Source organism: Antiquaquibacter soli (assembly GCF_030580675.1).
GTDB classification, from domain to species: Bacteria; Actinomycetota; Actinomycetes; order Actinomycetales; family Microbacteriaceae; genus Rhodoglobus; species Rhodoglobus soli.
On the sequence record NZ_JAUQUB010000001.1, the window covers coordinates 942,178 to 961,365 of the forward strand.

Consider the following 19,188-nt stretch of genomic DNA (forward strand, 5'->3'; position numbering starts at 1 on the left):
CGTTACCCGAGACGATGAACCTCGCTGCCGCCCTCGATCGCGCCACGGGCATCCTCGAGTCCGCGGGCGTGCCGAACGCGCGCGTGGACGCCGAGCTTCTCGCGGGGCACATCCTCGGCATCAGCCGCGGGGGAGTGCAGGCCCGCGTTGCGACGGAGGCCTCACTAGGGCCGGACGAGGCGTACGAACTCGCGGAGTTCGTCGAGCGCCGCGCCGCCCGGGAGCCGCTCCAGCACATCACGGGGGTGGCGTACTTCCGCTCGCTCGAGCTCGCGGTCGGCCCGGGGGTGTTCGTCCCGCGGCCCGAGACGGAGGCTGTCGCGCAGTTCGCGATCGACGCCCTGCGCGCGGTGGCCTCGCCCGAGCCCGTCGGGGTCGACCTCGGCATGGGGTCGGGGGCCATCGTCCTCGCCCTCGCCACCGAGGTCCCGCACGCCCGTGTCTACGGCGTCGAGGTCTCCCCGCGGGCGTTCGTGTGGGCGCGCCAGAACTTCCGGTCCGTGGGGGCTGCCAACGCCACGCCGGTATTCATCGACCTCGTCGACGCCCTGCCCGAGCTCGACGGCGGAGTGGATGTCGTGATCTCGAACCCGCCGTACATCCCGCTCGGCGCGATCCCGCGCGACCCCGAGGTGCGCCTCCACGACCCCGAGCTCGCGCTCTACGGCGGCGAGGACGGGCTGGATGTCGTGCGCCAGGTCTCCCAGACCGCGCGGCGGCTCCTGCGCCCCGGTGGCACCCTCGTGCTCGAGCACGGCGAGCTGCAGGCCGCGCCGATCGCGGCACTGCTCGAGCAGGACGGCTGGCGATCGATCTCCCACCACCGCGACCTCACGGGGCGCGACCGCGCGACGGTCGCGCTGCGCTAGGCGCGAGCCGCGGCGGCGGGTGTCTACTAGCTTCGCCGCGTCGCGGCGAACGACTCGATCGCCGCGAGCAGGGCATCCGGAGAGCGGAACAGGTGCGCGGTGATGCCCACGCTCGCCGCGCCCTCGACGTTGATGAGCAGGTCGTCGGCGAAGAAGGCGTCCTCGGCCGCGACCCCGTATGCCTCGAGCACCCGCTCGAAGACGACGGGGTCGGGCTTGCGCGCCCCGTAATCGCTCGAGGTGTACAGGTGGTCGCCGAACAGCTCCACGAGCTCGGGGGCGATCGTGCGCAAGTGCTTGGAGACGAGCGGGCCGTTGTTGGTGAGCAGCGTCACCTGGCCGAAGTCCTTGGCGCGGCGCACCGCGGCGAGTGAGCCCGGGAAGGCCGTCATCGCCTCGGCGCGGATGCGCACCCACTCGGCCTCGTCGAGCTCCATTCCCATCGCGCGCGAGACAGCCGCCAGGTAGTCGTCCGCGGTCGCGTAGGCGCCCGCTTCGGCCGCCCACTCGCCACCGTCGTTCCACCAGCGCCGACGCAGCTCGCCGAGGTCGTAGCCGGTGATGTCGGTCAGTCCCGCCATCCGCACGCGCCAGTCGTAGTCGTACAGCACGTCGTCCATGTCGAAGATGAAGAGCAGGCTCATCGCGCAGCGAACCCCTCGATCGCGGCGAGCAGGGCATCCGTCTGGAACTGCCCGTCGACAGCGACGAGCCGGTGCCCGGCCATGCCCACGCCGCGGGCGCCGTCGACGTTGGCGGCGGAGTCGTCGGCCAGGAAGGCGTCGGATGCCTCGGCCCCGAAGCGATCGAGTGCCCGGCGGTACACCTCCGCTCCCGGCTTGCGCGCGCCCAGGTCGCAGCTCACGAGGACGTTGCCGTCGAGGATCTCGAGCACGTCGGGGATGAGGAGGGGCAGGGCCGCCGCCGTCGCGGCGGGATTGTTCGACAGGAGCGACACCGTGCCGAGCTCGGCGGCGCGGCGCAAGGCGGCGACGCTGCCGTCGATCCGGGTCATCGCGGCGCGGCGGGCATCCGCCCACTCCTCAAGCGCGAGCCGACGGGTTCCCGTGACCTCGGCGAAGTGATCGAGGTAGAGGTCGGCCGAGTTCCACTCGCCGGCCTCGGCGCGCGCCTCGAATCCATCCGCCCACCACGATCGGGCGAGGTGGTACTGGCTCGTGCCGAGCATGGTAGCCAGGGCGGGCAGCCGTCGGCGGAAGTCGTACGCGTAGAGCGTCTTGTCGAGGTCGAAGAAGTAGAGGTTCACGGGCCTCCCATCCTGCCATCCTCGCGACCTCCACTCGGGCGCGCCGGGTACGATTGAGCCACCATGCCCCCCATCTACGACGCCTCGGTGCCGGCCGAGCTCCTCACCGGCATGCGTCTGGCCCGCACTGCGATCGGCCGAGGCGACCTCGTCGTCATCCCCACCGACACGGTGTACGGCGTCGCCGCCGACGCGTTCAGCCCCGCCGCCGTCGAGAAGCTCGTCACGGCCAAGGGCCGTACCCGAGAGGCGCCGCCGCCGGTGCTCATCCCGGGCATCCCGACCCTCGACGCGCTCGCCGAGTCCGTTCCTGACGAGGTGCGAGCCCTCGTCGCCGCGTTCTGGCCGGGCGGGCTCACGGTCATCCTCACCGCGCGCTCGACGCTCACGTGGGACCTCGGCGAGACCCGCGGCATGGTCGCCCTGCGGATGCCCGCGCACCCGCTCGCGCTCGAGCTGCTCTCGGAGACCGGTCCGCTCGCAGTGTCGAGCGCCAACCTCACCGGTCGCCCTGCCGCGACGACGGCGGCGGAGGCGGAGGGGATGCTCGGCGACTCCGTCGCCGTCTACCTCGACGGGGGACCGGGAGGCTCCGTCGCGTCGACCATCGTCGACGCCACGGGCCTCGCACTGCCGAACGGCACCCTCAAGGTCGTGCGGGAGGGGGCGATCCCGCTCGACGCGATCCGCGACGTCGTGGGGGCCGACAAGTGCGCATAGTCTTCTACCTGCTCGTCACGGGAATCTCGGCGCTCGTCACGTTCGGGCTCGCCTACCTCATCTGGCGGCTCTCGACGAAGTACAAGCTCTACCCGTCCATCCGCGAGCGTGACGTGCACACGCGCCCCACGCCCCGTCTCGGGGGAGTGGCGATGTTCATCGGCATCGTGGTGGCGTTCGTCGCGGCATCCTTCATCCCGCAGCTCGGCCTCGTCTTCGCGGAGCCCGGCAAGGTGCTCGGCCTCCTTGCGGCCGCGCTCATCATCGTTCTCATCGGGGTCGCCGACGACCTGTGGGACCTCGACTGGCTCACGAAGCTCGCGGGCCAGATCATCGCGGCAGGCATCCTCGCGTGGCAGGGCATCCAGCTGGCCACCCTGCCGATCGGCGGGCAGACGATCCTCTCGCCGTACATCTCGCTGTCGATCACGGTCCTCGCGGTCGTGCTCGTCATGAACGCGATCAACTTCATCGACGGCCTCGACGGCCTCGTGGCGGGCGTCGCCCTCATCGCCAACGGGGTGTTCTTCGTCTACGTGTACATCCTGCAGGCGCGGGCCCAGACCGAGTACTTCAACCTGGCCTCCCTCACAACCGCGGTGCTCATCGGCGCGTGCATCGGCTTCCTGCCGCTCAACTTCCATCCCGCGAAGCTCTTCATGGGCGATGCGGGGGCGCTCCTCGTCGGGCTCCTCATGGCGTCGTCGGCGATCTCCGTCACGGGCGAGGTCGACCCGCTGCTCATCTCGCAGCCGGACGTGTTCAACGCCTACTTCCTCGCGGCGTACATCCCCATCCTGCTGCCGTTCGCCGTGCTCGTCGTTCCGCTGCTCGACTTCGGCATGGCGGTCGTGCGCCGCCTCCGGGCCGGCAAGTCGCCCTTCACGGCCGACCGCAAGCACCTGCACCACCGCCTCCTCGACATGGGGCACTCGCACCTGCACGCGGTGCTGCTGTTCTACGGCTGGACCCTCGTCGTCTCGGTCGGATGCCTCGGCTACATGTTCCTGCCGTGGTACCTGCCGACCCTCTTCATCGCCGTGGGGCTCGCGATCTGCACGATCATCACGCTCGCACCGCTCAGCCGACGCAAGGCCCTCGAGTCCGCCGCCCAGCTCACCTCCCCCGACGAGGACGACGAGGTCGTCCGCTTCGACGCCCTCGATGCGGAGGGCGAGACCGACCCCGCGATGATCGAGTCGACTCCCCGAAAGGCCCCGCAGTGAAATCCGCCACCATCCTCGCCCGGGCGCTCGTCTACGGCGTCATCCTCACTGTCGCGATCGCCGTCGTCGGCTCGCTCGTCGGCTTCCTCGTCGCGGGCGTGCCGGGGCTCGTGAGCGGACTCATCGGTGCCGGCCTCACCGCCCTCTTCATGGTGCTCACGGCGGGCTCGATCGTGCTCGCCGCGAAGGCGACGAAGAACGAGCCGTCGAGCACCTTGTTCTTCGGGATCGTTCTCGGCTCGTGGCTGCTGAAGTTCGTGCTGTTCATCGCGATCCTGCTCGTGCTGCGCGGCCAGCCGTTCCTCGAGCCACTCGTGTTCTTCTTCTCGATCCTCGCCGCCGTCATCGGCAGCCTCGCCGTCGATGTGATCGCCTTCGTCGGATCGAGAGTGCCCTACGCGGATGTCCCGCTGCCGGGCGACGAGGCGGCCTCGGAGCGCACGACACCGCAGTAATAGATGAACGGGCTATTCGATTGGGTGAGGGCCCGTTCTCTTGATAGTGTTTTCCACGAACATCCCCCTTTTCATCGCCGCGTGCCCCCACGCCCCGATTATCGGAGATAGCGCTGCTACACCACGCTCTCACTCTCCTCGCCCCGTTCGCCACTGATGACGGATCCGGCGGAGAGTTCCACGGGCCCTCGCTGGATGACTTCTTCCCGCCCGTAATCTTCTTCGAGGGCACGTGGTTCGAGATCAACCGCGTCATCCTCATCCGCTTCCTCGTCGTCGCGCTCCTGCTCCTGCTGTTCTGGCTCGGCACGCGCCGCATGAAGCTCATCCCCGGCCGCGGCCAGTCGATCCTCGAGTTCGGCTACGGCTTCGTCCGCGACCAGATCGTCGTCGGCGCCCTCGGCGAGAAGGACGGCAAGCGGTTCGAGCCGCTCCTCATCACGATGTTCTTCTTCATCGTCGGCATGAACATCACGGGAATCATCCCCGGCATCAACCTCGCCGGATCCGCGACGGCGGGACTGCCGATCGTGCTCGCGCTCGTCGCCTACGTCGTGTTCATGTACGCCGGCATCAAGAAGCACCCGGGGGCGTTCTTCAAGAACTCGCTGTTCCCCTCGGGCGTGCCGTGGCCCCTGTACCTCATCGTCACTCCGATCGAGTTCATCTCGACGTTCCTCCTGCGGCCGATCACCCTGTTCGTCCGTCTTCTGATGAACATGGTCGCCGGCCACATGCTGCTCGTGCTGTGCTTCTCGGCGACGCAGTTCTTCTTCTTCTCGACCGACCTGCCGTTCACGCTCTTCGGGGCGGGCACCCTCGCCTTCGGCTTCGTGTTCACGCTCTTCGAGCTGCTCGTCGCCGTCCTGCAGGCCTACGTCTTCACCTACCTGACCGCCGTCTACATCCAGCTCGCGCTGGCTGAAGAGCACTAACCCGGCCCTGGCACCCGCCACGGCCATCCCCACGGAAGGAAACACTCGTGAACCTCGCTGAACTCACCGGCCACATCGCGCCGATCGCCTTCGGCATCGCCACCATCGGCCCTGCCATCGGCGTGGGTATCGTCGTCGGCAAGACCGTCGAGTCGGTCGCCCGCCAGCCCGAGCTGCAGGGCCGCCTGACGGGTCTCATGTTCCTCGGCATCGCCTTCACCGAGGCGCTCGCGTTCATCGCGATCGCCGTCGCGTTCATCCCGTTCCCGTAAGCCACAGCCCCTAAGGAGTACAGGATGCTGAGCGCACTCCTGGCCGCTGCCGAGGAAGAGGCGTCGTCGCCGAATCCGCTGATCCCGGCCGTCTACGACATCATCTGGTCGGCGGTCTGCTTCGCGATCATCCTCGTCTTCTTCGTGTGGAAGTTCCTTCCCGCGATCCGCAAGACGCTGGATGCCCGTGCCGAGGCGATCGAGGGCGGCATCAAGAAGGCCGAGGTCGCGCAGGCCGAGGCCGCTGCCGCACTCGCGCAGTACCAGGATCAGCTCGCCGAGGGGCGCGCGGAGGCCGCGAAGATCCGCGAGCAGGCGCGCGCGGACGGCGGCAAGATCATCGCCGAGCTCAAGGAGCAGGCATCGGTCGAGGCCGCCCGCATCACCGCGGCCGCCCAGGCCCAGATCGAGGCGGAGCGCCAGGCGGCGCTCACGTCGCTGCGCGCCGAGGTCGGCTCGCTCGCGATCGACCTCGCTTCGGGCGTCATCGGCCAGAGCCTGAGCGACGACAAGAAGGCGTCGGCGCTCGTCGACCAGTTCCTGTCCGACCTCGAGTCCGACGAGAAGGCCCAGGCCAAGTAGATGGGTTCCGCGACGAGGGAGGCGCTCGCTTCGGCGAAGCGAGCACTGGAGGGCGTGTCCGCGAAGGACGCGCTCGCCATGGCGACGCAGCTGTTCCAGGCGGGTCGCGTCATCGGCGAGTCCGCGCAGCTGCGCGCGGCCCTCGCCGACCCGTCCGCGGACCCCGCGGCGAAGCAGGCGGTCATCGAAGCCCTGTTCTCCGGCCTCGGTGCGCCGGCGAGGGCTCTCCTGACGGACATCGCCGCTTCGCGCTGGTCGACTCAGGACGACCTGCTCGCGGGCATCGAGGAGGTCGGCATCCGGGCGGCGGCCCTGTCTGCGGGCAAGGGCGTCTCGATTGAGGACGAGCTGTTCTCGTTCGGCGCAGCCGTCTCATCCGATGCCGAGCTCGAGCTCGCCGTCGGCAGCAAGCTCGGCAGCCCGGCAGCCAAGGCGGCCCTGGTCCGCTCGCTGCTGAAGAAGGCCAGCCCGCAGACCCTCGCGATCGTGGAGCACCTCGTCCAGCAGCCGCGCGGTCGCCGCATCGGCGAGCTCATCCGCTCGGCGGCGTCGATCGTCGCCGACCAGGCGGGGCTCTCGGTCGCGACGGTCGTCTCGGCCGTCCCCCTCTCGGCAGCGCAGCTCGAGCGGCTCCGCGCGGGCCTCGCGAAGCAGCACGGCCGCGACCTGCGCATCAACCAGGTCGTGGACCCGTCGATCATCGGCGGTCTCCGCGTCCAGATCGGTGACGACGTCATCGACGGCAGCGTCTCGACGCGCCTCACAGACCTCAGGATTCGGCTCGCGTCCTAGCGGCCCGCTTACTTTCCACGGAAGGCACAATCACAATGGCAGAACTCAGCATCAGCCCGGATGAGATCCGCGATGCGCTCAAGGACTTCGTCTCGTCCTACGAGCCCGGCAAGGCGAAGGCCGCCGAGGTCGGCACCGTCGTGGATGCCGCGGACGGCATCGCCCACGTCGAGGGCCTCCCCGGCGTCATGGCCAACGAGCTCCTCCGCTTCGCGGACGGCACCGCCGGCCTCGCCCTGAACCTCGACGAGAACGAGATCGGTGCGATCGTGCTCGGCGAGTTCACCGGCATCGAGGAGGGCCAGGAGGTCACCCGCACGGGCGACGTGCTCTCCGTGCCCGTGGGCGACGCGTTCCTCGGTCGCGTGGTCGACCCGCTCGGCGCACCGATCGACGGCCTCGGCGAGATCGTGGCGGAGGAGCGCCGCGCGCTCGAGCTCCAGGCCCCCGGCGTCATGCAGCGCAAGAGCGTCCACGAGCCGATGCAGACGGGCATCAAGGCGATCGACGCGATGATCCCGATCGGCCGCGGCCAGCGCCAGCTCATCATCGGCGACCGCCAGACCGGCAAGACCGCGATCGCGATCGACACGATCATCAACCAGAAGGCCAACTGGGACTCGGGCGACGTGAACAAGCAGGTTCGCTGCATCTACGTCGCCATCGGTCAGAAGGGCTCCACGATCGCGGCCGTCAAGGGCGCGCTCGAGGACGCCGGCGCGATGGAGTACACCACGATCGTCGCGGCTCCCGCCTCCGACCCCGCGGGCTTCAAGTACCTCGCCCCCTACACCGGCTCGGCGATCGGCCAGCACTGGATGTACGGCGGCAAGCACGTCCTCATCATCTTCGACGACCTGTCGAAGCAGGCCGAGGCCTACCGCGCCGTCTCCCTTCTCCTGCGCCGTCCACCGGGACGCGAGGCCTACCCGGGCGACGTCTTCTACCTGCACTCCCGCCTGCTGGAGCGCTGCGCCAAGCTCTCCGACGAGCTCGGCGCCGGCTCGATGACCGGTCTGCCGATCATCGAGACGAAGGCGAACGACGTCTCGGCGTACATCCCGACCAACGTGATCTCGATCACCGACGGCCAGATCTTCCTCCAGTCCGACCTCTTCAACGCCAACCAGCGCCCCGCCGTGGACGTCGGTATCTCGGTCTCCCGAGTCGGTGGCGACGCGCAGGTCAAGTCGATCAAGAAGGTCTCGGGAACGCTCAAGCTCGAGCTCGCCCAGTACCGTTCGCTCGAGGCGTTCGCGATGTTCGCGAGCGACCTGGATGCCACGTCCCGCCGTCAGCTCGCGCGCGGTGCCCGCCTCACCGAGCTCCTGCGCCAGCCGCAGTACTCGCCGTTCCCCGTCGAGAAGCAGGTCGTCTCGATCTGGGCCGGCACGAACGGCAAGCTCGACGAGGTGCCGGTCGAGGACATCCTGCGCTTCGAGTCGGAGCTGCACGACTACCTCGCCCGCAACACCAAGGTGCTCGACACGCTGCGCGACACGAACGTGCTCGACGACGACACCACGGCCGCCCTCGACTCGGCGATCGACGCGTTCAAGCTCGAGTTCCAGACGGGCGAGGGCAAGCCGCTCAACTCCGTCGGTTCCGAGGTCTTCGAGGAGATCGAGGCCGAGGACATCGAGCAGGCGCAGATCGTCAAGCAGAAGCGCTAAGGACTAGGGAAGCACAGGCATGGGAGCGCAACTTCGGGTCTACCGGCAGAAGATCAGAGCTGCCCAGACGACCAAGAAGATCACTCGGGCCATGGAGCTCATCTCCGCGTCGCGCATCCAGAAGGCGCAGCAGCGGGTGGCGGCCTCCGGTCCTTACTCGCGTGCCGTGACGCGGGCCGTCTCGGCGGTCGCTACCTTCTCGAACGTCGACCACGTCCTCACCACCGAGCCGGAGAAGATCGAGCGCGCCGCGATCGTCATCTTCTCGTCGGACCGCGGTCTCGCGGGTGCGTTCAACGCGAACGTGCTCCGCGAGGCGGGCGAGCTCGCCGCCCGGCTCACGGGCGAGGGCAAGGAGGTCGTGTACTACCTCGTCGGCCGCAAGGCCGCGGCGTACTTCGCGTTCCGCCGCCGGGACTCCGAGCAGATCTGGACGGGCGGCACCGACAGCCCCGAGTTCGCCACGGCGAAGGAGATCGGGGACGCGGTCGTCGCGAAGTTCCTCCAGCCCGCGAGCGAGGGCGGCGTCGACGAGATCCACATCGTCTTCAACCGCTTCGTGAGCATGCTCGTGCAGGAGCCGGAGGTCGTGCGCCTTCTTCCCCTCGAGGTCGTCGAGGGCGTCGAGGCACCGGAGCCGAGCGAGGTGCTCCCGCTCTACGAGTTCGAGCCCGAGGTGGGCGATGTGCTGGATGCCCTGCTCCCGGTCTACATCGAGAGCCGCATCTTCAACGCGATGCTCCAGTCGGCGGCGGCGAAGCACGCGGCGACCCAGAAGGCGATGAAGGCGGCGAGCGACAACGCCGACAAGCTCATCCGCACGTACACGACGCTGGCGAACAATGCTCGCCAGTCCGAGATCACCCAGCAGATTTCCGAGATCGTGGGCGGCGCTGACGCCCTCAGCTCGGCGAAGTAACCCCAGAGGAAGAGAAACCATGGCTACCGCTACGAAGAAGGCCCCCGCGGCCCCCGTTGCGACCGGCGTCGGCCGCATCGCGCGAGTCACCGGCCCCGTCGTCGACATCGAGTTCCCGCACGACTCGATCCCGGGCATCTACAACGCCCTCAAGACGACCATCACCATCGGCAACGACTCGCAGGAGATCACCCTCGAGGTCGCGCAGCACCTCGGTGACGACCTCGTCCGCGCGATCGCCCTCAAGCCCACCGACGGCCTCGTGCGCGGCCAGGAGGTGCGTGACACCGGCGAGGCGATCTCCGTGCCCGTCGGCGACGTCACCAAGGGCAAGGTCTTCAACGTGATCGGCGAGGTGCTCAACGCCGAGCCCGGCGAGAAGATCGAGATCACCGAGCGCTGGCCCATCCACCGCAAGCCCCCGGCATTCGACCAGCTCGAGTCGAAGACGGAGCTCTTCGAGACCGGCATCAAGGTCATCGACCTGCTCACCCCCTACGTGCAGGGTGGAAAGATCGGCCTCTTCGGCGGCGCGGGCGTCGGCAAGACGGTCCTCATTCAGGAGATGATCCAGCGCGTGGCGCAGGACCACGGCGGTGTGTCCGTGTTCGCCGGCGTCGGCGAGCGCACGCGTGAGGGCAACGACCTCATCGGCGAGATGGAGGAGGCGGGCGTCTTCGACAAGACGGCCCTCGTCTTCGGCCAGATGGACGAGCCCCCGGGAACGCGACTTCGCGTGGCTCTGTCCGCGCTGACGATGGCGGAGTACTTCCGCGACGTGCAGAAGCAGGACGTGCTGCTCTTCATCGACAACATCTTCCGCTTCACGCAGGCCGGTTCCGAGGTCTCGACGCTGCTCGGTCGCATGCCGTCCGCGGTGGGCTACCAGCCGAACCTCGCCGACGAGATGGGCATCCTCCAGGAGCGCATCACGTCGACCCGCGGTCACTCGATCACGTCGCTCCAGGCGATCTACGTGCCCGCCGACGACTACACCGACCCGGCCCCGGCGACGACCTTCGCGCACCTCGACGCCACGACCGAGCTCAGCCGCGAGATCGCGTCGAAGGGTCTGTACCCCGCGGTCGACCCGCTCACCTCGACGAGCCGCATCATGGACCCGCGCTACCTGGGCGAGGACCACTACCGCGTCGCGACGAGCGTGAAGGCGATCCTCCAGAAGAACAAGGAGCTCCAGGAGATCATCGCGATCCTCGGTGTCGACGAGCTCTCCGAGGAGGACAAGATCACGGTGTCGCGTGCGCGCCGCATCCAGCAGTTCCTCTCGCAGAACACCTACATGGCGAAGAAGTTCACCGGCGTCGAGGGCTCGACGGTTCCGCTCAAGGACACGATCGAGTCGTTCGACGCGATCGTGAAGGGCGAGTTCGACCACGTCGCCGAGCAGGCCTTCTTCAACGTCGGTGCGATCTCGGACGTCGAGGAGCGCTGGGCTCAGCTCCAGAAGGAGAACGGCTGATCATGGCCGAGCTCTCGGTGAGCGTCGTCTCGGCCGACCACGAGGTGTGGTCGGGCAAGGCGAAGCAGATCATCGCCCGCACGACGGAGGGCGAGATCGGCATCCTGCCCGGGCACGAGCCGATCCTCGCTATCCTCGGCACCGGCGACGTCCGGGTGACGACGGTCGACGGCCAGGTCGTCACGGCGAGCGCCGATGACGGCTTCCTCTCGGTGGAGCACGACACCGTCACGGTAGTCGCCCGCAACGCCGAGCTCGCCGCTCAGGGCTGACCATGCTCGTCGCGATGGCGGGCCTCCCCGGTACGGGCAAGTCCACGATCGGCCAGGTCGTGGCCAGTCGTCTCGGCCTCCCCGTGGTACCGGTCGACCCCATCGAGACCGCCATCCTCCAGGCGGGGATCGCTACAGACCAGCCGACCGGGCTCGCGGCCTACCTGGTCGCGGAGACCCTCGCCGAGCGGGTCATCACCGCGGGCTCCGGTGTCCTGGTCGACGCCGTCAACGCGGTTGCGCCGGCTCGGGAGCAGTGGGTCAACCTCGCCAACCGGCTCGGCGAGCCCATCCGGTTCATCGAGGTGATCTGCTCGGACCCCGAGCTGCACCGCAGCCGCATCGAGGGCTGGCGGCGCAGCATGCCGCACATCCAGCTGACCTGGAACGCGGTCGAGCAGAGCCTCGAGGAGTACTCCGAGTGGTCGGGCGACAGCGCCGCCGTGGCGCGGATCACTCTCGACTCGGTGGAGCCCCTCGGCGTCAACGTCGAGCGCGCGGTCGCCTTCCTCGCCGGATAGTGCTCCTCGTCCTTCCCCCGTCGGAGACGAAGCGGGACGGCGGTCGGGATGGCTCGGCGCTCGATCTCGCCGCACTGTCCTTTCCCGCGCTCACCCCGCTGCGACGCGACGCCCTGGCCGCGCTCAGTCGCGTCTCGAGGACGGTGAGCGGAGCATCCCAGGCCCTGGGGCTCGGCCCCACCCAGCGCTTCGAGATCGAGCGGAACCGCCTGCTGCGCTCCTCCCCGGTGATGCCGGCGATCGAGCGGTACACGGGAGTCCTCTACGACGGGCTGGACGTGGACTCGCTGTCGGCTGCTGCGCGGGAGTTCGCCCACGATCATGTCGCGGTCCATTCGGCGCTCTTCGGTGTCGTGGGGGCGGGTGACCTGATCCCTGCGTATCGGCTCTCGCACGACTCGCGGCTGCCGGGGATGCCGCTGAAGAAGCACTGGAGGTCAGCGGTGAGCGCGGAGCTCGCGGCCCACGATGGTCTCGTGCTCGACCTGCGGTCCGAGGCGTACGCCGCTCTCGGGCCCGCCCCGGACGGCGCCCACTACATCCGGGTGGTCACCGAGAGTGCGAGCGGTCGCCGCGTGGCCCTCAGTCACTTCAACAAGAAGGCGAAGGGCGAGTTCGCTCGCGCGATCGTCGCCGCGGGGGTCGAGCATCCCGACGCCTCGTCGCTGCTCGACTGGGCGGAGACGGCGGGCATCCGACTCGAACCGGGCGCGCCGGGGGAGCTCGACCTGATCGTGGGTTAGCCCGCGCGGAAGCACCCCTCGAGGTGGTCGTCGACGAGGCCCGCTGATTGCATGAGCGCGTACATCGTCGTGGGGCCGACGAAGCGGAAGCCGCGCGCGCGGAGCGCCTTGCTCAACGCCTTCGACTCGGGGGTCTCCGCCGGGAGATCGGCGAAGCTTCGCGGCCGCGGTCGCGGTTGCTCCGGCACGAAGCTCCAGACGAGCTCGTCGAGAGCGCCGGGGGAGTCCGCCGTCAGCTCGAGAACCGCGCGAGCGTTGCTGATGGTGGCCTCGATCTTCGCGCGGTTGCGGATGATGCCGGTGTCCTGCATGAGGCGATCGACGTCTCCCTCGTCGAAGCGGGCGACGAGCTCGGGGTCGAAGCCCGCGAACGCCGTGCGGAAGGTAGGTCGTCGACGCAGGATCGTGATCCACGACAGCCCGGCCTGGAATCCTTCGAGCGCGATCTTCTCGAAGAGGGGGCGGTCGCCGTGGAGCGGTCGGCCCCACTCTTCGTCGTGGTAGCGGACGTACTCGCTGTCCGCGCCCACCCAACCGCAGCGGGCGAGTCCGTCGTCGCCGATTCGGATGGTCACCGGTGCGCGATCCCCTCGTGATCGAGCAGCCAGGTCTTCGTCGGGATGCCCGCGCCGGCGCTGTACCCGGTGATGCGCTTGTCGGCGCCGAGCACGCGGTGGCACGGCACGATGATCGGAACGGGGTTCGCCCCGACCGCCCCGCCGACGGCGCGCCCGGCCGTCGGGCGGCCGGTCGCGAGCCCGATCTCGCCGTAGGAGAGCACGCCGCCGAACGGCAGGGCGCTGAGCTCGGCCCAGACGCTGCGCTGGAACTCCGTGCCGCCGAGCCGCACCGGGAGGTCGAAGTCCCGGCGTTCCCCCGCGAAGTACTCCGCGAGCTGCGAGCGGGCGGACTCGAGAAGGGTCGACGATCGCTCGGGGAGGTGCTCCCAGGGGAGACGTCCCTCGCGCTCGATGGCGAGCGTCGTGATGGCCTCGTCGTCCGCGGTGATCTCGAGCCGACCGAGCGGCGAGTCGGTGCGGATAAGGTAGGCGGGGCCGACGACGGGGGGAGTGACTGTCTGCATGGTCCGACTGTAGCCGCGGCATCCGACGCTCCACTGGCGCTTTTCGGACACGGGGGATTGCTCGCCCCATGCGCCACCGGGGGAGGATAGGACCATGACGACTCTCGACGCCCGGCCGCTCGGAACCGACGACATCCTGGTCTCCGCCGTCGGCCTCGGCTGCAACAACTTCGGTCGCTCCGGGACGCGCACCGAATCGCAGGAGGGGACGACCGCGGTGATCGACGCCGCCATCGATGCGGGCGTGACACTCCTCGACACGGCGGACATCTACGGCGGCCACGGACTCAGCGAAACGCTCATGGGGGTCGCGCTGCGCGGTCGCCGCGATCGGGTCGTGCTCGCGACGAAGTTCGGCCACCAGGAGTTCGACACGGGGCTCCTGCCGGGCGTGCCGCGCGGATCGCGCCGCTACGTCAGGGCCGCGATCGACGCCTCGCTCGAGCGCTTGCAGACCGATTACGTCGACCTCTACCAGCTGCACACCCCCGACCCGCACACTCCGATCGAGGAGACGCTCGGCGCGCTCGACGAGCTCGCGGACGAGGGCAAGATCCGGTTCTCCGGATCCTCGCAGTTCGACGCCGCCCAGGTGCGCGAAGCGGAGGAGGTCGCCGCTCGCGAGGGGCTCGCGCGCTTCGTCTCGACCCAGAACGAGTACAACCTCCTGCAGCGCGCGGCCGAGGCCGAGCTGCTGCCGACGGCGGCCGAGCTCGGCGTCGGGTTCCTGCCCTTCTTCCCGCTCGCGAACGGACTGCTCACGGGAAAGTTCTCGCGGGATGAGCATCCCGCCGACTCGCGCATCGCGCGCCAGAAGCGCCACGTGCTCGAGGGTGCCCCGTGGGAGAAGATCGAGGCGTTCCGAGCCTTCGCGGAGGCGCGAGGGATCTCGATGCTCGCCGCGACCTTCGGCTGGATGCTCGCCCAGCCCGCTCTGTCGAGCGTGATCGCCGGAGCGACGAGCCCGGAGCAGGTGCGTGCCAATGCGGCGGCGTCGGTCGCGTGGCGACCAACGCCGACAGACCTCGACGAGGTTTCGCGAATCTTCACGTGACGGAGTGAGTGCTCACTCAGTTATACTCGCGGAGTGACTAACGCCACTCGCGCCCGCCCCCTCTCGGTTGAGGACCGCCGCGCGTCGATCATCGCCGCGGTGATACCGCTGCTACTGGAGCACGGAACCGGGGTGACCTCCCGGCAGATATCCGAGGCCGCAGGAGTGGCGGAAGGGACGGTGTTCCGCGCGTTCGGCGACAAGGATTCCCTCATCGATGCGGCGTACGACGCGTTCATGTCGGGCGCCCTCGAGGCGGAAGGGCCGCTGCCCGACCCCGCCCTCCCGCTCGAAGAGAAGGTCGCCGGCTTCCTCGCCGCCATGCGTTCGCGGGTGCGCGACGTGATGCGGATGACCGCGGTCACCGGTCGACGACCGAGTACGCCCACCCCGACGCAGAGCACCCTGTTCCAGTGGCGGCTGCGCGAGGTGTTCGGGCCGCACGCGCACGAGCTCGCCCTCGACATCGACGATTTCGGCGCCTACCTGCGGGTCGTCGCGATCGGCACGACGATGCCCGGCACCCGCTTCGACGACGACAGCCTCGTCCGACTCGTTCTCGACGGCGCACGCCGCGCCGCCCCGCGCCTCACCCCCGGAAAGGACTGACGTGCTCCTGCCTCTCATCGGCCGGTTCATCCGGCCGCACTGGCCGCTCATCGCTGCGGTCATCGTCTTCCAGCTGGCCCAGTCGATCGCCTCGCTCTACCTCCCGGCGCTCAACGCCGACATCATCGACAACGGCATCGCGACGGGCGACACCGGCTACATCCTGCAGGTCGGAGTGCTCATGCTGGGCATCACCCTCGTGCAGATCGCCGCCGCGATCACGGCGGTCTACTTCGGCGCGAAGGCCGCGATGGCGGTCGGCCGCGACCTGCGCACCGCCGTCTTCCGGCGGGTGGGGGAGTTCTCCGAGCAGGAGGTCTCGCGCTTCGGCGCCCCGTCGCTCATCACCCGGACGACGAACGACGTCCAGCAGGTGCAGATGCTCGTGCTCATGACGTCGACGCTGCTCGTGTCGGCGCCGATCCTGGCCATCGGCGGCATCATCATGGCCCTGCAGCAGGACCTCGAGCTCTCGTGGCTCATGGTCGTCGCGGTGCCCGTGCTGCTTGTGGCGATCGGGGCGATCATCCTGCGCATGGTGCCGCTCTTCCGGCTCATGCAGGCCCGCATCGACACGGTTAACCGGGTGCTCCGGGAGCAGCTCACGGGCATCCGGGTCGTTCGCGCCTTCGTGCGGGAGGGGCTCGAGACCGCGCGGTTCGAGCGGGCGAACGCGGATGTCACGAAGACAGCCCTCGAAGCGGGCCGGCTGTTCGCGCTCGTGTTCCCCGTCGTCATGCTCATCATGAACGTGACGAGCGTCGCGGTGCTGTGGTTCGGCGCCTTCCGCATCGAGGACGGGTCGATGCAGATCGGCGCGCTCACCGCGTTCCTCACCTACCTCATCCAGATCCTGATGGCCGTCATGATGGCTACGTTCATGGCGGTGATGATCCCGCGCGCTGCCGTGTCGGCCGACCGGATCGGAGAGGTGCTCGGCACGGCGAGCTCCGTCGCCCCGCCCGCCGAGCCCGTCGCGGCCGCGTCGTCGCTCGGCGTCGTCGAGCTGGATGCCGTGAGCTTCAGCTACCCCGGAGCCGAGCAGCCGGTACTACGCGCCATCTCCTTCACCGCCCGACCCGGCCAGACGACCGCGATCATCGGCAGCACGGGAGCGGGCAAGACGACGCTCGTCAACCTGCTTCCGCGGCTGTTCGACGCCACTGCCGGCCGGGTCCTCATCGACGGGGTCGACGTGCGCGAGCTCGACCCCGATTCGTTGTGGGGCCGCATCGGCCTCGTCCCGCAACGCGCCTACCTCTTCTCGGGCACGGTCGCGAGCAACCTCCGCTACGGCAAGCCCGACGCGACCGACGAGGAGCTGTGGCGGGCGCTCGAGATCGCCCAGGCCAAGGACTTCGTCGAGGCGATGCCCGAGGGGCTCGACGCGCCGATCGCCCAGGGCGGTACGAACGTCTCCGGGGGCCAGCGGCAGCGGCTCGCCATCGCCCGCGCGCTCGTCAAGCGAAGCGAGATCCTGGTCTTCGACGACTCGTTCTCTGCCCTGGACACGGCCACCGACTCCCGATTGCGCGCCGCGCTCGCCAAGGCGGAGCGCGCCACGACCATGATCATCGTCGCTCAGCGCGTCTCGACGATCGTCGATGCCGATCAGATCCTCGTGCTCGAGGACGGCGAGATCGTGGGACGGGGCACGCACGACGAGCTCCTCGCTTCCAACGAGACGTACGCCGAGATCGTCACCAGTCAGCTCCGAGCGGAGGAGGCAGCATGAGCCAGACGCAGAGCGCTCCGCGCCCGCCGGTCCGTCGGGGGCCCATGGGCGGCGGCCCCATGGGTGGCATGGGCATGCCCGGCGACAAGTCGATGAACTTCCTGCCCTCCGCCAAGCGGCTGCTCGGCCGACTGCGGCCCTACCGGGCCGGCGTGATCGGCACCCTCGTGCTGTCGGTCCTGAGCGTCGTGTTCTCGGTGATCGGTCCGCGGCTGCTCGGGGATGCCACGAACATCATCTTCTCTGGTGTCATCTCGAAGCAGCTCCCGGCCGGGCTGACCCGTGAGCAAGTGATCGACCAGCTCCGGGCATCCGGCGACACCGCGCGAGCGGACCTCCTGAGCGGCATGCAGTTCACGCCGGGCGCGGGGATCGACTTCGACGCGCTCCAGCTCGTGCTCGGGGTCGTCCTCGTTCTCTATGTGCTCGCGTCGGTCTTCGGCTGGCTGCAGGGGTTCGTGCTCAACGGCATCGTGCAGCGGACGGTCTACCGACTGCGCGCCGAGGTCGAGGACAAGATCAACGCGCTGCCGCTCAGCTACTTCGACCGCATGCCGCGCGGTGAGCTGCTGAGCCGGGTCACGAACGACGTCGACAACATCGGCCAGAGCATGCAGCAGACGCTGAGCCAGCTCGTGACCTCGCTGCTGACCGTCGTGGGCGTGCTCGCCATGATGTTCTGGCTCTCGCCCCTCCTGGCTGTCATCGCACTCATCACGATCCCGCTCACTCTCGTCATCACGACGCTCATCGCCAAGCGCTCCCAGAAGCTCTTCATCGCGCAGTGGACCCACACCGGCCAACTGAACGCGCAGATCGAGGAGGCCTACTCGGGGCACGCCCTCGTCAAGGTGTTCGGGCGGCACCGGGAGGTGGAGGAGCGATTCGCGGAGAAGAACGAGGAGCTGTTCCGGGCGAGCTTCGGCGCCCAGTTCGTGAGCGGCATCATCATGCCGGCCATGATGTTCGTCGGCAATCTCGTCTATGTGGCGATCGCGGTCGTCGGCGGGCTGCTCGTCGCGGGCGGCGGGATGACCCTCGGCGCCGTTCAGGCGTTCATCCAGTACTCCCGCCAGTTCACGCAGCCGCTCAGCCAGCTCGGATCGATGGCGAACCTCCTGCAATCGGGCGTCGCCTCCGCGGAGCGCGTGTTCGAGCTCTTGGATGCGCCGGAGCAGTCTCCCGACCCGAGCCCGGCCGTCAGCCCGGAGTCGGTGACGGGGCGCATCGCGTTCGAGGACGTCTCGTTCCGCTACGAGGAGGAGAAGCCGCTCATCGACTCGCTGTCGCTCGTGGCCGAGCCGGGTCAGACGGTTGCCATCGTGGGCCCGACGGGCGCCGGCAAGACGACGCTCGTGAACCTCATGATGCGGTTCTACGAGCTCGACAGCGGACGCATCACGCTCGACGGCGTCGACGTCGCGGGAATGACTCGCGACGACTTGCGCTCGAGGATGGGAATGGTGCTCCAGGACACCTGGCTGTTCGCCGGCACCATCCGCGACAACATCGCGTACGGCCGACCGGATGCCTCGGAGGAGGAGATCCTCGAGGCTGCGCGGGCGACCTACGTCGACCGCTTCGTGCACTCCCTGCCCGACGGGTACGACACCCTCCTCGACGACGAGGGCGCCAACGTGAGCGCGGGGGAGAAGCAGCTCCTCACGATCGCGCGGGCCTTCCTCGCGAAGCCGAGCGTGCTCATCCTCGACGAGGCGACGAGCTCGGTGGACACGCGCACCGAGGTGCTCGTGCAGCAGGCGATGACCGCGCTGCGCGCCGATCGAACGAGCTTCGTGATCGCACACCGGCTCTCCACCATTCGTGACGCCGACCTCATCCTCGTGATGGAGGCGGGGAGGATCGTGGAGAAAGGCACGCACGAGGAGCTGCTCGCGGCGCGCGGCGCCTACTTCGAGCTCTACACGGCGCAGTTCGCGGCGGCGATCGAGGAGTGAGACGGGCGACGGCGGGGTCGGG

At 69.0% G+C, this 19,188-nt stretch carries 22 protein-coding genes; 18 read left to right on the forward strand and 4 right to left on the reverse strand.

The window, feature by feature from the left end; all coding sequences use genetic code 11:
* Window positions 1-14 precede the first annotated feature (14 nt).
* On the forward strand, window positions 15-869 hold the full coding sequence (prmC, locus tag Q5716_RS04625; protein WP_305001918.1) for a peptide chain release factor N(5)-glutamine methyltransferase: 855 nt from the start codon (window positions 15-17) through the stop codon (window positions 867-869).
* Window positions 870-895: 26 nt separating this feature from the next.
* Here prmC and Q5716_RS04630 read toward each other — a convergent pair whose 3' ends face one another.
* Together Q5716_RS04630 and Q5716_RS04635 are read right to left on the reverse strand one after the other, a co-directional pair.
* On the reverse strand, window positions 896-1,513 hold the full coding sequence (locus Q5716_RS04630) for an HAD family hydrolase (RefSeq protein WP_305001919.1): 618 nt from the start codon (window positions 1,511-1,513) through the stop codon (window positions 896-898).
* Window positions 1,510-2,136 (reverse strand): HAD-IA family hydrolase, encoded by a 627-nt coding sequence (locus tag Q5716_RS04635; RefSeq protein WP_305001920.1) that lies wholly within the window; start codon window positions 2,134-2,136, stop codon window positions 1,510-1,512. The genes Q5716_RS04630 and Q5716_RS04635 overlap by 4 nt, the downstream gene beginning before the upstream one ends.
* A 63-nt stretch (window positions 2,137-2,199) precedes the next feature.
* On the opposite strand from Q5716_RS04635, the gene Q5716_RS04640 reads away from it, so the two are divergent.
* The 13 genes from Q5716_RS04640 to Q5716_RS04700 all read left to right on the forward strand — a co-directional run bounded on the left by Q5716_RS04640 (window position 2,200) and on the right by Q5716_RS04700 (window position 12,726).
* Window positions 2,200-2,856, forward strand: a complete 657-nt coding sequence (locus Q5716_RS04640) for an L-threonylcarbamoyladenylate synthase (RefSeq protein ID WP_305001921.1) — start codon at window positions 2,200-2,202, stop codon at window positions 2,854-2,856.
* Complete coding sequence (locus Q5716_RS04645; RefSeq protein ID WP_434056604.1) at window positions 2,853-4,082, forward strand: MraY family glycosyltransferase; 1,230 nt, start codon at window positions 2,853-2,855, stop codon at window positions 4,080-4,082. The genes Q5716_RS04640 and Q5716_RS04645 overlap by 4 nt, the downstream gene beginning before the upstream one ends.
* A complete protein-coding gene (locus Q5716_RS04650; RefSeq protein WP_305001923.1) occupies window positions 4,079-4,537 on the forward strand; it encodes a Cg1360 family ATP-synthase-associated protein in 459 nt (152 codons plus the stop codon). Before Q5716_RS04645 ends, Q5716_RS04650 begins: the two co-directional genes overlap by 4 nt.
* Before the next feature lie 215 nt (window positions 4,538-4,752).
* Entirely contained in the window at window positions 4,753-5,472 is a 720-nt protein-coding gene (atpB, locus tag Q5716_RS04655; RefSeq protein ID WP_491047338.1) for a F0F1 ATP synthase subunit A, read from the forward strand.
* Between the two features lie 47 nt (window positions 5,473-5,519).
* On the forward strand, window positions 5,520-5,744 hold the full coding sequence (atpE, locus tag Q5716_RS04660) for an ATP synthase F0 subunit C (RefSeq protein WP_179496337.1): 225 nt from the start codon (window positions 5,520-5,522) through the stop codon (window positions 5,742-5,744).
* A 24-nt stretch (window positions 5,745-5,768) separates the two neighbouring features.
* Window positions 5,769-6,326: a F0F1 ATP synthase subunit B gene (locus tag Q5716_RS04665; protein WP_305001924.1), complete on the forward strand. Its 558-nt coding sequence runs from the start codon at window positions 5,769-5,771 to the stop codon at window positions 6,324-6,326.
* Window positions 6,327-7,118 carry a F0F1 ATP synthase subunit delta gene (locus tag Q5716_RS04670; RefSeq protein WP_305001925.1) on the forward strand — a complete coding sequence of 264 codons (792 nt, stop codon included), beginning with the start codon at window positions 6,327-6,329 and terminating at the stop codon, window positions 7,116-7,118. It begins immediately after the preceding gene.
* Window positions 7,119-7,153: 35 nt separating this feature from the next.
* Entirely contained in the window at window positions 7,154-8,791 is a 1,638-nt protein-coding gene (gene atpA / locus Q5716_RS04675) for a F0F1 ATP synthase subunit alpha (protein WP_305001926.1), read from the forward strand.
* 19 nt (window positions 8,792-8,810) lie between these two features.
* On the forward strand, window positions 8,811-9,710 hold the full coding sequence (locus Q5716_RS04680) for a F0F1 ATP synthase subunit gamma (RefSeq protein ID WP_305001927.1): 900 nt from the start codon (window positions 8,811-8,813) through the stop codon (window positions 9,708-9,710).
* Between the two features lie 19 nt (window positions 9,711-9,729).
* Window positions 9,730-11,190, forward strand: coding sequence for a F0F1 ATP synthase subunit beta (atpD, locus tag Q5716_RS04685; protein WP_305001928.1), 1,461 nt, complete (start codon window positions 9,730-9,732; stop codon window positions 11,188-11,190).
* A gap of 2 nt (window positions 11,191-11,192) precedes the next feature.
* Entirely contained in the window at window positions 11,193-11,462 is a 270-nt protein-coding gene (locus tag Q5716_RS04690) for a F0F1 ATP synthase subunit epsilon (RefSeq protein ID WP_305001929.1), read from the forward strand.
* Between the two features lie 2 nt (window positions 11,463-11,464).
* Entirely contained in the window at window positions 11,465-11,983 is a 519-nt protein-coding gene (locus Q5716_RS04695; RefSeq protein ID WP_305001930.1) for a P-loop nucleotide/nucleoside kinase family protein, read from the forward strand.
* On the forward strand, window positions 11,983-12,726 hold the full coding sequence (locus Q5716_RS04700; RefSeq protein WP_305001931.1) for a YaaA family protein: 744 nt from the start codon (window positions 11,983-11,985) through the stop codon (window positions 12,724-12,726). Before Q5716_RS04695 ends, Q5716_RS04700 begins: the two co-directional genes overlap by 1 nt.
* On the opposite strand, the gene Q5716_RS04705 is transcribed toward Q5716_RS04700, so the two are convergent.
* A complete protein-coding gene (locus tag Q5716_RS04705) occupies window positions 12,723-13,301 on the reverse strand; it encodes a DNA-3-methyladenine glycosylase I (RefSeq protein ID WP_305001932.1) in 579 nt (192 codons plus the stop codon). The two genes, Q5716_RS04700 and Q5716_RS04705, sit on opposite strands and share 4 nt — an antisense overlap.
* A complete protein-coding gene (locus Q5716_RS04710; RefSeq protein ID WP_305001933.1) occupies window positions 13,298-13,810 on the reverse strand; it encodes a methylated-DNA--[protein]-cysteine S-methyltransferase in 513 nt (170 codons plus the stop codon). The genes Q5716_RS04705 and Q5716_RS04710 overlap by 4 nt, the downstream gene beginning before the upstream one ends.
* Window positions 13,811-13,904: 94 nt before the next feature.
* Between Q5716_RS04710 and Q5716_RS04715 the strand changes: the two genes are divergently transcribed.
* From Q5716_RS04715 to Q5716_RS04730, 4 genes are read left to right on the forward strand one after another with little or no spacing between them, the layout of a single operon-like run.
* The gene (locus Q5716_RS04715) at window positions 13,905-14,864 is read left to right on the forward strand and encodes an aldo/keto reductase (protein WP_305001934.1); all 960 of its coding nucleotides are present in this window, start codon (window positions 13,905-13,907) and stop codon (window positions 14,862-14,864) included.
* Window positions 14,865-14,897: 33 nt separating this feature from the next.
* Window positions 14,898-15,473, forward strand: a complete 576-nt coding sequence (locus tag Q5716_RS04720; protein WP_305001935.1) for a TetR/AcrR family transcriptional regulator — start codon at window positions 14,898-14,900, stop codon at window positions 15,471-15,473.
* A gap of 1 nt (window position 15,474) precedes the next feature.
* A complete protein-coding gene (locus Q5716_RS04725) occupies window positions 15,475-17,208 on the forward strand; it encodes an ABC transporter ATP-binding protein (protein WP_305001936.1) in 1,734 nt (577 codons plus the stop codon).
* A complete protein-coding gene (locus Q5716_RS04730; protein WP_305001937.1) occupies window positions 17,205-19,166 on the forward strand; it encodes an ABC transporter ATP-binding protein in 1,962 nt (653 codons plus the stop codon). The genes Q5716_RS04725 and Q5716_RS04730 overlap by 4 nt, the downstream gene beginning before the upstream one ends.
* The last annotated feature ends 22 nt before the right edge of the window (window positions 19,167-19,188 follow it).